Below are 12,160 nucleotides of genomic sequence, written 5' to 3' on the forward strand. Positions count from 1 at the left end.
CGCTCAGTACTGGTCGGCCGCGTCCTCGCCGTAGGTGCGGGTCGAGGCCAGCAGCTCCGCGGCCGGGATCGGCTCGTCGGGGCCGAGGCCGACGTACCAGGACGGCGCGGTGGCGAGCATGACCTCGAGCAGCTCGGTCGCGTCCAGCTCCTCCCCGGCCCTCGCCGCCTCCTCGGTGGCGACGAGCCAGTGGTCGGCGTGGACGAGCTCCCCGCCGGTGAGGCTGCGGGCGAGGGCCTCGATGCCGGGACGGGGCGGGAGCCTGTCGGGCATGCGCTTGAGCGCCTCGACGTGCAGCGCGGCCATCGTCCCGGTGAGGATCATGTAGGTACGGTGGCTGGACTTCCAGTCCAGCGCGCCACGGAGGAAGGCATGGTGCCGCTCGATGTAGGCGGCCATCATCGCGTAGCCGTGCTGCACGTGCTGCACGATCGTGTAGCCGGCGGCGCCGTTGGCGCGTCCGTGCTCCCAGGCGGCATCGAACATCTCCTGGAGCATCGCGCCCATCAGGTCGTCGAGCCCGGTGAAGTGGCTGTAGAACGCCGCGCGGCTGACGCCTGCACGCTTGGCCAGGGCGTTGACGGTGACCTCGCCGTCGTCCGCGCTCAGCTCGCGGGCGGCGGCGAAGATCGCGGCGCGGGTGCGGGCTGGACGGGGATCCGGGGCGCGTTCGCCGGAGGACGTCGATGAGGTCATTGCGTCATCGTAGTCCAGCACCCGGGCACCGACCGGCGAGCCGCGCGGCGGCCGGAGCGTGCGGCAGGATGGGTGCATGCGCGCCTTCCTGTCCGGCCTGGCCGGATCTCCCGGCCCCGACGGCCGAAGGGCCCACGGGCTCCCCGCCCCTCTCGCGGACCTGATCGGGCAGACGATCGTGCACACCCGGGTCGCCGCCCGCGGCACCTGGACCGTGACCGCCCGCGGCAGCGTGCTCTCCTCCCGGGCCCAGCTGCTCGAGGGAGCGCACGACCTCGAACGCGGCGTCGCCCCCGGGACCGACCCGGCCGTCGGCCTGCGGGATCCGCGCGTCGTCGGCGCGCAGGTCCTCGACGCGCAGCTGCAGGAGGACGGCGCGGTGCGCCTGGCCCTCCGGAGCGCGCAAGGCCCCACAGCGCTCCACACCGCGGCGCCGTGGCGGCTCGAGGGCCCGCGGGGCGCGCTCGTCGTCGCGGACGAGGAGGGCGGGATCCGCGCGGAGCAGGCCGGGGCACCCGTCCATGCGACCGAGGCGGCGCTCGCCGCACATGCGGCCTCCTCCCCCTCGGGCATCGAGCGCCGCCTGCTGGGCCTGGCCCGGCGGCGGGTCCTGCATCCCGGGGACGTGGTCGAGGAGATCTCCGCCTCCGGCGCGCTCGAGGACGAGGAGTTCGCACGGCGCGGACCGGTGCTGCTGGCGAGGATGCTGGTGCGCGGCGAGCTGGCCGCGGGCTTCGTGGTGGAGGGCCGCTTCCGACCGTGGACGATGCCGGTCGCAGAGGTGGTGGAGCACGTGGGAACCACCTGGCAGGCGATCGGCGGACGCACGCCCGGCCCGGATATGATCGGCTGGTTCGCGCTGACGGAGGCGGGCCGGGCGGCGCTCGGACCCTCCGGTGCAGAGGCCCTGCCCCCGGGGATGTCGGGCTACGACTCCCCCGGGGTCGTGGGGCCGTTCCGCTGAGACGGCCCGGGACGCGGCTCCCCCGAGCGCGTCGCCGCTCCGTCACCCCTGACGGCCGCACCACCGTAGCGCCCGCCGACGACCCCGAACGCACTTCTCGGACGGATGTAAGGGGGATCTCCACCTGTCGGAAACCTCTGTGAACGGCGCGGTAACAACGGATGAACGCCCGCGAGGACACTCCGCGGCGCTACCCTGGGGCGACCATGTCGAGAAAGGCCTGCCAGATGTCAGCACGAACCGTGAAGGTCGCGAGCGCGAGCGGCCTCCATGCCCGCCCGGCGGCCCTCTTCTCGCAGGCCGCGTCCGAGCAGCCTGCCGCCGTCACCATCGAGACCGCGGACGCCGGCCCCGTGAAGGCCTCGAGCATCCTCATGCTCCTCACCCTCGACGTCGCCTTCGACGACGAGGTCACGCTGCGCGCCGAGGGCGAGGGCGCCGAGGAGTCGCTGGACGCCCTCGCGGCGCTGCTCGAGACGAACCTCGACGAGGAGTTCCAGGAGAGCTGATCGCCCCCGCCCGCCGCATGCACGAAGGCCCCCGCCGGATCGGCGAGGGCCTTCGTCGACCGGGAGGAAACTCCAGGTCAGGGGCGGTAGCGGCGGGATTTGAACCCGCGGTGGCTATGAACCACACATCATTTCGAGTGATGCACCTTCGGCCGCTCGGACACGCTACCGTCGAGCAGAATAACCGCACGGACACCCTGCGTTCAAACCGGTGAGCGTCGGACGCGAGTCACGTCACGTCCTCGTGCGCCGCCGCCCAGCCCTCGGGGGCGTGGCGGACCACGGTGACGTTCCCGGTGGCGTGCAGCACCGTCGCATGGGCGGTCGAGCCGAAGCGGCCCCGGCTCAGCCCGCGATGGCCGAGGACCAGCATCCGTGCACCGGCCGCCGCGTCCAGCAGCCCCTCCGCGGCGGTGCGGGCCTCGAGCATCCGCGACTGCACCTCGACCCTCACCTGACGGGCTCGCGCCCGGGCCACGCCCTCGTCGAGCAGGACACGGTGGCCCTTCCCCGCCTCCCAGGCCTCCCCGCCGCTGCCGTAGGGGGCCTGGGGGACGGTGCGCACGTGCACCACGCGCAGCGTCGATCCCCAGGCCGCGGCGAGGTCGGCGGCGACGTCGACCGCCTCCCCAGCGGTGTCGGAGCCGTCGTAGGCGACCAGCACCGGGCCCGCCCGGTGCTGGTCCGAGCGGATGATCGCGACGGGGCAGCCGGCGTCATGGAGCAGCCCGCGGCTCACGGAGCCCAGCAGCGTCCCGAGCACCGCGCCGAGCCCCCGGGTACCGACGACGAGCAGGTCGACACCGGCGGAGGCCTCCTCGAGCACCTCGCGCGGCATGCCGGCGACGAGCTCGGCGGTGACCGGGACGTCGGGATGGCGGGCGGCGATGCGCTCGGCCGCGTCGTCCAGCAGGCGGCTGGCCTGGTTGCGGGGACCGGCGGGGTCGAGCACGGGGATGCCGGCCAGGCCCTGGCCGAGCAGCGGCCAGGTCCAGGCGTGCAGGAGGCGGATCCCGGCGCCGGTGTCGTGGGCGAGCTCGGCGGCCCAGCGCACGGCGGCCATCGCGGCGCTGGTGTCGTCATATCCCACCAGGATGCTCCGAGCGGACGGCTCCATGTCCCGCACCTCCCCGTGCGACCGTGCTGTCACCTCAGGATACGCCGTGGCCACCCGGTCAGTACAGGTCGTCGAGCTCCTCGTCGAAGCCGTCGTCGGCGCCCCAGGACCAGCGCAGGCCGAAGGTGCCGGGCCCGAAGCGCGCCTCGCTGATCTGGAGGCGGTCGCGGTGGTCGAGCCGCAGGGAGGAGACCGTCTTCCCGGCGTCCGTGCGCCGGTAGCGCTCGCAGTCCAGGGGGCGGCGCGGACCGCGGAACTCGACCTCGAGCAGCACGTCGTTCGCGGGGCGGGGGACGGAGTACATGCTGCCCGTGACGTCGATGGCGCTGGCGTGCATCTCGACCCGGTAGGCGAAGGTGGCGACCTGGCCCGCGTCGAGGCGCCCGTCGAGCAGGAACTCGACCCCGTAGGCGCGGCGGCGGGGCCAGGCCACGCGCCTCCCGATGGTGCAGCCCTCGGTCGCGATGTAGCGGGGAGCGATGTTGGGCTCGTTCTGCCCCAGCACGTGCACCGCCGGGAGCCGGCAGGTCCCCGACTCCAGCGCACGCACGGTCATGCGGTGCTCGAAGCGCTGCACCGACTGGGTCGAGTCGATGATCGCGAGCTGGTGGATAACGCGCTCGTGCGCGTACTGCTGCGCGCTCGCGAAGCCGAGCTCCTCGAGCGCCTCCTGGAAGACCTCACGGCTGGACGGACGCCCGACGAAGCTCATCTCCTGCACCGCGCGCCCCTGCAGTCGCGGCCCGCCGACGAGATCCGCGAGCGAGTCCGGGGGCCGCCCGAGCAGCTCCTCGAGGGCGGCGACGACACCGAGGGACTGGTCACCGCCGGGCAGGCTCCGGCCCGACTGCCAGTTGCTGAGCGTCGCGACGCTCACGGGACGGTTGCGCGCGCGCAGACGCTGGGAGATCACGGTGAGGGTCAGCCCGCTGCGCTTGATCGCCGCGCGCAGCTCGGGAGCGAACCTTCCGTGGTCATCCGTCGCCATCTCGTCTCGCCCTCCTCCAGCCGCACTCCATCGATCATCCCCCGCCGAGGGTGCGCGCGCTCGTTTTCAGGACTTTCCACATACCTGTAAAACACTGAGGGTAGCGTCCATGGCGCATATCACAGAACGATGTTTCAGCACGGCCCTGCGGCCGTCCACGAGCTCCGAGGAAGGGGAGGGGCCCGACGATGAACGACACCCCGGCATCCCAGGCATACTGCGCCCTCCCTCACGTCCCCCCTCGCCGCGGCAGTGCCCGTGAGCGCGGGCGTCCCGATCACGGCGGCGCCGTCACCGCCGACCTCCTCGATCGGGTCCCGACTCCGGAGAGCTGATCACCCGCAGTGCCCCGCCGTGGCCCCTCCGGCCGAGACGCCACGGAACCGGGATCCCCCCCACCGGCCACCCCGAGAGGAAAGCCGCTCCGATGACCGATCACCTCGTCCCCGCCGCACGGCGTCCCCCGCTGCGCTCCGCGGAGTCCCTCCTCGCCCCCCGCCCTGAGCCCCGCACCGCGCAGCGCATCCTCTTCGGCGACGCCGCCGAGCTGCCCTTCCAGTGGCTGCGCAGCATCCGCTCCGCCGAGGTGCGCCAGCACCTCGCCGCCGAGAACGCGCACACCGACCGCGCCACCTCCGCGCTCGCGCCGCTGCGTGCCCGTCTCGCCGGGGCCCTCGAGGGCGAGATCCCGCAGGAGCTGTCGGTGCCGGTGCTGCTGGACGGCTGGTGGTACATCGACCGCACCCACCCGCTGGACGGCGTCGCCTTCTCCCGCGTCCGCGACTGCGAGGCCGTGCGCGGCCCGGCCGGCGTGCCCGTCCCCGTTCCCGGGCAGCTGCTGCCCGGCGAGAGCGTGCTGGTGGAGGACTGCCGGAGGGTGCTGGGGATCGCCCTCTCCCCCGACCACCGCCTGCTCGCCCGGGCCGAGGCCGCCGCGGGCGGCTGTCGCCTCGTGGTCACCGACGCCGAGACCGGCGTGGTCGTGGACGACTCCGTGCACGGCGCGGGGCCGGATGCCGTGTTCTCCGCGGACTCGACCGCGCTGCTCCACACCCGTCTGGACGACCTCGGGCGCCGCGCCGAGGTGCGCCGCCACGTGCTGGGCAGCGACCCCTCCACGGACCCGGTGCTGCTCGAGGAGCCCGACCACTGGTCCGAGCTCACCCTGAGCCGCTCCCGGGACGGGTCCGCCCTCATGATCCGCTCGACCTCACCGGTCGCCGCCGAGGTGTGGACGCTGGACCTCGCCGCGCCGACGGCGACGCCCGTCCAGGTCACCGACCGCCTGCCCGGCAGCTCCACGGTCGTGGAGCATGCCGGCGACCGGCTGCTGCTGCTCCACGCGGACCCCGCCACCCATCGCTGCGTGCTCGCCGAGGCGCCGCTCGGGTCGGGGACGCTGCCCGGGAGCGCGAGCCCCCTGCTGCACGCGCAGGAGGGCGAGAGCTTCGAGTCCGTGGAGGCCTTCGCCGGCTTCGTCGCGCTGCAGCTGCGCGTCGGCGCCCTGCCGGCGGTGCGGATGATCCCGCGCCGGGCCGACGGCTCCCTCGACGTCGGCGCCGTGCGGGAAATCGTCACCGGCGGACCGCTGGACGCGGTGCGGCTGGAGCACACCCCCGACTGGGACCAGCGCTCGATCCGCTGCAGGGTGGACAGCTTCCTCACCCCGCCGACGATGATCGGCGCGTCCCTCGACGGCGGCGACCCGTTCGTGCTGCAGCGCGTCGAGGTGCCCGGCCTCGACACCTCGCGGTACGTCGAGAAGCGGCTGTGGGCGACCTCGCCCGACCGCACCCGCGTCCCGATCTCGCTGATCGCCCGGGCCGACGTGGTCGCCGACGGCACCGCCCCGGTGCTGCTGCACGGCCACGGCGTGTTCGGCCAGTGCCTCGACCCGCTGCTGCAGCCCGAGGTGCTCGCGCTCGCGGACCGCGGCGTCGTCGTGGCCGTCGCGCACGTGCGCGGCGGCGGCGAGCTCGGGCCGCAGTGGCACCACGACGGCCGTCGCCAGCGCCGGATGCACTCGGTGGACGACCTCGTCGCCTGCGCGGATCATCTGGTCGCCTCCGGGTGGGCGGCTCCGGACCGGATCGGCGCCGTGGCCACCGGGGCGGGTGCGATGGTCGTCGGCGCGGCCGCGAACCGGGCGCCGGAGCTGTTCCGGGCCGTGCTGGCGGAGACCCCGCTGGTGGACCCGCTGGAGACGCTGCTGGCCCCGGAGGTGATGCTCACCCTCGAGGAGTGGACCGAGTTCGGGGATCCGGCCGAGGACGAGACCGCCTACCGGACCCTGCGCGCCTGCAGCCCGGCGGAGAACATCCGCGAGACCGAGTACCCCGCCGTCTACGCGTTCACCGCGCTCGAGGGCACGGACATCCCGCCGGCCTGCGCCGCGATCTGGGTGGCGCGGCTGCGAGAGCGGGTGACCTCCGATCCTGCCGAGCGGCCGGTCCTGCTGCGGGTCGCGGACTCTCTGGAGGGCGGCGAGGACCTCCGCGTCGAGGGAGTCGCCTGGCTCCTGGACCAGCTGGGCGCCGCCGAACTCGAAGGATGACTAGTCTCGAGGGATGACGAGCCAGCACCCGGACGCCCCCTCCCCCGAGCGACGCCCCACCGAGCGGATCCACCACGGCGATGTCGTGGTGGATCCGTACGAGTGGATGCGCGACAAGACCGATCCCGAGGTCATCGCGCACCTCGAGTCGGAGAACGCCTACGCCGACGCCCGCACCGCGCACCTCGGCGCGCTGCGGCAGCGCCTGGTCGAGGAGTTCGTCGGTCACACGCAGGAGACGGACCTGTCGGTGCCGGTGCGTCGCGGGGACTGGTGGTACATCACCCGCACCACCGCCGGAGACGACTACCCGAGGTTCACCCGCGTGGCCGATGCGGGCGCGATGCCGCAGGTCGAGCCGGGGGTGATGCTCGCGGGCGAGCAGGTGCTGCTGGATGCCCAGGCCGAGGCCGCGGGGCACGAGTTCTACTCCCTCGGCGGGCTGACTCTCTCCCCCGACCACAACCTGCTCGCCTATGCGGTGGACACCGCCGGGGACGAGCGGTTCACGCTGCGGGTCCTGGACCTCTCCGCCGGCGAGGTGCTCGACGAGTCCGTGGCCGGCACCGGTTACGGCATCGCGTTCTCCACCGATCAGCAGTGGCTGTTCTACGCGCGGGTCGACGACGCCTGGCGGCAGCACCAGGTCTGGCGCCATCGGATCGGCGCCGATCCGGCCGAGGACGTGCTCGTGCTCGAGGAGGGCGACGAGCGGTTCATGATCGGCTTCGAGCGCTCCCGCGACGAGACGACCCTCGTCATCCAGTCCGCCTCCACCACGACGGCGGAGGCGTGGCTGCTGGACCTCGCCGCGCCCGAGTCCGCGCCGGTGCCCGCCGGCGGGCGGCGTGACGGCGTGGACTACGCGGTCGAGCACGCCGGGGACCGTCTGCTGGTGGTGCACAACGACGGGCACACCGGCTTCGCGCTCGCGCAGGCACCGCTGGCGGCCCCGGAGCAGTGGGAGGAGCTGCTGGTCGCCGGCGAGGGCGAGCGACTGCTGGCGGTGGAGTCCTTCGCGGGCTTCGTCGCGCTCGAGCTGCGCGCCGGCGGGCTCGCCTCGGTGCGGATCATCCCGCGGGCGGCCGACGGGTCGCTGCGGCTCGATCAGGCGGAGGACCTCACCCACGGCGGGGAGCTGGACACCGTCGAGCTCGACGCGAACCCGAACTGGGACCAGCAGGCGGTGCGCTACGAGCTCACCAGCCTGCTCACCCCGCCCACCGTCGCCGAGCGGGAGGTCGCCACCGGTGCGACCGAGATCCTGCGCGTCACCCCGGTGCCGCGCTACGACCCCTCGCTGTACGTGGAGCGTCGGGAGTGGGCGACGGCGGCCGACGGGACCGCGATACCGCTCAGCGTCGTCGCGCGGAAGGAGGTCGCGGCCGACGGGACCGCGCCGGGCTACCTGTACGGCTACGGCTCCTACGAGGTCTCGGTCGACCCGTCCTTCGTGCCCACGCGCCTGTCCCTGCTGGACCGGGGCGTGGTCGTCGCGATCGCGCACGTGCGCGGCGGGGGCGAGATGGGCCGGGACTGGTACGACCACGGCAAGCTGCAGGAGAAGAAGAACTCCTTCAGCGACTTCGTCGCCGCGGCGGAGCATCTCGGCGCGAGCGGCCTCGTGGACCCGGCCCGGCTCGGGGCGGAGGGCCGCAGCGCGGGCGGGCTGCTGATGGGCGCGGTCGCGAACCTCGCCCCGGGGCGGTTCCGGGCGATCATCGCCGGGGTGCCCTTCGTGGACGCGCTGACCACGATCCTGGATCCCTCGCTGCCGCTGACCGTCGGCGAGTGGGAGGAGTGGGGCGACCCGCTGCACGACCCGGCCGTGTACGAATACATGAAGGAGTACACGCCCTACGAGAACGTGCAGGCGGTGGAGTACCCGGCGATCTTCGCCGCGACCTCGCTGAACGACACGCGCGTGTTCTTCGTCGAGCCCGCCAAGTGGGTCGCGCGCCTGCGTGAGACGGTCACCTCCGACCAGGCCGAGCGCCCGATCGTGTTCCGCTGCGAGATGGTCGCGGGGCACGGAGGCCGCTCCGGCCGGTACCGCAGGTGGGAGCAGCGGGCCGACGAGCTGGCCTGGCTGCTGGACCAGCTGGGGGCGACGGAGCTGCTGTGACGGGCCGCGGTGGACCGGTCGACCCGTCCGGCACGTGACCGGAGACACCTTTGAGGGCTCCCGCTCCTCTAGGATCTTGATGTCCAGCATTCACGAGGACGGGGGACGTCGGTGCGCTCTGAATCGGCACAGAGGGAGGGCCGGGCGGTGGATCCGCGCACGGCGGGGATCGAGGCGCTGGCTCAGCAGAGGGCGAGGGAACACCTCGAGCGGGTAACCGCGCTCGATCTCGAGCTCGTCTCCGAGATCGAGACCGTCCGAACACAGGCGGAGCACATCAGGAACCTCGACCGGCTCCGGGCCGGCCACGACGACCTCGCGCAAAGGATCCACGACTTCATCAGGATCGAGCTCTCGGGCTCCGACCGCGCCTGGAGACTGCTGGAGAGGAAGGTGTACGCGGAACAGCCGACTCCGGGGGTGCTGCCCGCCCACGACTTCACCCTCGACACGAGGACTGTGGACAGGGCGTTCCAGGACGTACCGCAGCTGCGTGCCGCGATCGATCTGCCCTATGTGCCCCCATCCGCGACCAAGGCACGATTCGTCGAGATCGTGACGTATCTCGAAAGCGTCCGTCATGGCAGTCGGGCAGAGTCCTCCCGACTCAGCCGAGTCGTCGAAGAGGCACGCGCCGACCACGCGCGGACGCGGGATGCGTTCACTGCAGCACGGCAGAAGCGGCTGTCGTCCTTGGAAAAGTCCCGGGACAGCTCCCGCGAGGAGATATTCCGCCGTCTGCACGAGGCGACCAGGGACTCCACAGGACCCGCGGCACTGCCGTTGACAGCGTGGCGGGTCGACGAAGGCGAGGGGCTCCTCGGTGCCGCCGAGGCGGTCGAGCCGCTCGAGCTCGGAGGGCTGCGTGCATCCGTGGGAACACGCGAGGTCCCCGAGCACCTCGCCGAGATCTCCTTTCCCTGGATCAGGGACCTGCGGTCGGTCGGCAACATCCTCGTCCCCTGGGCATCGGAGGAGGGCCGCGAGATCGCCGAGGGCTTCGTGGGGAACCTGGTGCTCCGAGCTCTGGCGGCGTTCCCGGCGGGGACCCTGCGCCTGGCCTTCATCGATCCGCTGGGGCTGGGCCGCTCCGACGCCCCCTTCCTCCCGCTGGGCGATCACAATCCCGACCTCGTCCACCGACGTGTCCGCTCCTCGCACGAGGACATCGAGGATCTCCTCAAGGAGCTCGTCGCGACGATCGAGCGGATCACTCAGCGCTATCTCCGAGGCACCTACAGCTCGATCGACGAGTACAACGAGGCGGCGGAGGAGATCGCGGAGCCCTACCGCCTGCTCGTGATCCATGACTATCCCCAGCAGTTCCAGCGCGGCACCTCTCTCCACCTGCTCCAGCGAGTGCTCGAGAACGGGCCCCGATGTGGCATCCACGTCGTGATCTCCGCGAACGGCAAGGCGACGGCGGACCACGAGCCCGGCTTCGCGGACCTCCTCCTCGGCGAGACGATCGATCTCGGGTCCGACGAAGGCTGGTTCCCGACCGCTGAGAACGCCGACTCCCAGCGCCTCGTGAACGAAGGTCTGCGCAGCGCCCTGGGCGATGACGCAGCGCTCGCGCTCACCACGGCGGTCGTCGAAGGCGTCGGGAAGTCCGCTCAGAGCAGCGGCGTGACGACCGGGCTCGACCGGGCGCTGTCCCTCTACGAGAAGGCCGTCATCGCAGGGTCACGCCGAGACGTGCCCCGTGATGCCACACCGTCCTCCCTCGCGGACGTCACCACCTGGTGGCGCAACAGCTCCGCGCATTCCGTGGTCGCTCCGGTCGGGCCGTCCAGCGCTCGAGAAGCAGCGGTGCTCGGCTTCGACTCCGAGAGCACCTCGTCCGCCCTGCTGATCGGGCGTCCAGGCTCCGGCAAGTCGACCCTGCTGCACACCTGGATGAGCACGCTGACCACTCTGTACTCGCCTCAGGAGGTCGAACTCCTCCTGGTCGACTTCAAGGAGGGCGTCGAGTTCTCCGCCTACGCACGAGCCGGGCTGCCCCATGCCTCCTGCATCGCGATCGAGAGCGAACGGGAGTTCGGGCTCAGCGTCCTCCAGGAGATCGAGAGCCGCATCAAGCAGCGCTCGATCGACTTCAAGAGAGCAGGCGGGGCAACCGGGCTCGAGTCCTACCGCGCCATCACCGGGGAGACCGTCCCCCGGGTGATCCTGGTGTTCGACGAGTTCCAGGTGCTCTTCGCCCAGGACGACCGCATCGGCCTGGAGGCGGGGCAACTCCTGGAGAAGGTGATCCGCCAGGGGCGCGGTTTCGGGATCCATGTGCTGCTCGGCTCGCAGTCCCTTTCCGGGATGGTCGCGATCAACCGCCAGGCACTCCAGATGATCTCGACCCGGATCCTGCTGCCCAGCTCGGCGGACGATGCAGCGCTCGCCCTCGGGGAGAACTCCACCGCGCACCGACTACTGAACACGCGCGGCGAGGGGGTGATGACCAACGAGCCGAACTCGTCCGACGCCCTGATCCCCTTCCGCGTGGCCTACGAGCCCGACGCGGACCGGGAGGCACGTCTCGAGGTCCTGCGCGAGCGGGCCGACAACGTCGGCTTCACCCGTCGGCCGCTGGTGTTCTCCTCGGATCGAGTCGTCTCCCGGGACGAGCTGCGACGCTCCATCTCCGGGGAGCACCGGGGCGACGACGCACCGGTCCTCACGCCTGGGGCCTCTGTGAGCCTCTCGCCCCCGCCCGCGATCTCCTTGTCCCGGGAGCCTGGACGAAACCTCCTGGCCATCCTGCGAGACGGGGACGAAGGTGATGCGGCGTTCACGAGCGGCGTGGTCGAGGACATCCTCACCAGCTCTGAGAATGCCGAGATCCTGCTGATCCCGTTGATGGAGACGAAGGGCTTCGACGCCTACCTGGAGACGCTGGCCGACGTCGACAGGGTCCGGCTGATGTCCCGCCGCAGCCTGCCCGCCGCACTCGCCGAGCTGGTGGCGCTGGTCGAACGACGACAGCAGGACGGCTCCTCACCTTCGGACGCCGCGAGCGTCCTGCTCCTCCACGGTCTGCACCGCGCACGTGATCTCGACCCCACCGCCGCCCAGGGCTTCTCCTTCGACGAGCCCGCCGAGGCCACAACTCTCGAGTCGCTCGAGACTGTCCTCGCGCAGGGCCCCGAGGTCGGCGTCCACGTCGTCGCCTGGGATGCTTCTATGTTGTGTCAAGCCGCGGCGGCGGCGCCC

8 protein-coding genes and 1 tRNA gene are annotated in these 12,160 nt (G+C 72.3%); 5 read left to right on the top strand and 4 right to left on the bottom strand.

Features of this window, described 5'->3' with window-relative positions:
- Positions 1-3: 3 nt before the first annotated feature.
- Positions 4-696, bottom strand: coding sequence for a TetR/AcrR family transcriptional regulator (locus tag Y09_RS08665; RefSeq protein WP_053917352.1), 693 nt, complete (start codon positions 694-696; stop codon positions 4-6).
- A 76-nt stretch (positions 697-772) separates the two neighbouring features.
- Here Y09_RS08665 and Y09_RS08670 point away from each other — a divergent pair, with 76 nt between their 5' ends.
- Positions 773-1,660 (top strand): hypothetical protein, encoded by an 888-nt coding sequence (locus Y09_RS08670; RefSeq protein WP_053917353.1) that lies wholly within the window; start codon positions 773-775, stop codon positions 1,658-1,660.
- Positions 1,661-1,887: 227 nt separating this feature from the next.
- Positions 1,888-2,169 carry an HPr family phosphocarrier protein gene (locus Y09_RS08675; protein WP_029360494.1) on the top strand — a complete coding sequence of 94 codons (282 nt, stop codon included), beginning with the start codon at positions 1,888-1,890 and terminating at the stop codon, positions 2,167-2,169.
- Between the two features lie 84 nt (positions 2,170-2,253).
- Here Y09_RS08675 and Y09_RS08680 read toward each other — a convergent pair.
- From Y09_RS08680 to Y09_RS08690, 3 genes are all read right to left on the bottom strand, one after another.
- Positions 2,254-2,339, bottom strand: a tRNA-Ser gene (locus Y09_RS08680).
- Positions 2,340-2,398: 59 nt separating this feature from the next.
- Positions 2,399-3,286, bottom strand: a complete 888-nt coding sequence (locus tag Y09_RS08685) for a universal stress protein (protein WP_053917354.1) — start codon at positions 3,284-3,286, stop codon at positions 2,399-2,401.
- Positions 3,287-3,344: 58 nt separating this feature from the next.
- Entirely contained in the window at positions 3,345-4,274 is a 930-nt protein-coding gene (locus Y09_RS08690; protein ID WP_053917355.1) for a helix-turn-helix domain-containing protein, read from the bottom strand.
- Positions 4,275-4,701: 427 nt separating this feature from the next.
- Here Y09_RS08690 and Y09_RS08695 point away from each other — a divergent pair, with 427 nt between their 5' ends.
- From Y09_RS08695 to Y09_RS08705, 3 genes are all read left to right on the top strand, one after another.
- Positions 4,702-6,828, top strand: coding sequence for a prolyl oligopeptidase family serine peptidase (locus Y09_RS08695; protein ID WP_053917356.1), 2,127 nt, complete (start codon positions 4,702-4,704; stop codon positions 6,826-6,828).
- A 13-nt stretch (positions 6,829-6,841) separates the two neighbouring features.
- Positions 6,842-8,953 carry a S9 family peptidase gene (locus tag Y09_RS08700; protein ID WP_053917357.1) on the top strand — a complete coding sequence of 704 codons (2,112 nt, stop codon included), beginning with the start codon at positions 6,842-6,844 and terminating at the stop codon, positions 8,951-8,953.
- A gap of 147 nt (positions 8,954-9,100) precedes the next feature.
- Positions 9,101-12,160 (top strand): FtsK/SpoIIIE domain-containing protein (locus Y09_RS08705; protein ID WP_255351671.1); only part of this gene is annotated, 3,060 nt, incomplete at its 3' end.

Source organism: Brachybacterium sp. SW0106-09 (assembly GCF_001293905.1).
Lineage (GTDB): Bacteria > Actinomycetota > Actinomycetes > Actinomycetales > Dermabacteraceae > Brachybacterium > Brachybacterium conglomeratum.

Bases quoted from the DNA above. Each gene is read 5' to 3' on its own strand.
- Y09_RS08665 (WP_053917352.1), bottom strand. From the start codon at position 696: ATGACCTCATCGACGTCCTCCGGCGAACGCGCCCCGGATCCCCGTCCA.
- Y09_RS08670 (WP_053917353.1), top strand. From the start codon at position 773: ATGCGCGCCTTCCTGTCCGGCCTGGCCGGATCTCCCGGCCCCGACGGC.
- Y09_RS08675 (WP_029360494.1), top strand. From the start codon at position 1,888: ATGTCAGCACGAACCGTGAAGGTCGCGAGCGCGAGCGGCCTCCATGCC.
- Y09_RS08685 (WP_053917354.1), bottom strand. From the start codon at position 3,286: ATGGAGCCGTCCGCTCGGAGCATCCTGGTGGGATATGACGACACCAGC.
- Y09_RS08690 (WP_053917355.1), bottom strand. From the start codon at position 4,274: ATGGCGACGGATGACCACGGAAGGTTCGCTCCCGAGCTGCGCGCGGCG.
- Y09_RS08695 (WP_053917356.1), top strand. From the start codon at position 4,702: ATGACCGATCACCTCGTCCCCGCCGCACGGCGTCCCCCGCTGCGCTCC.
- Y09_RS08700 (WP_053917357.1), top strand. From the start codon at position 6,842: ATGACGAGCCAGCACCCGGACGCCCCCTCCCCCGAGCGACGCCCCACC.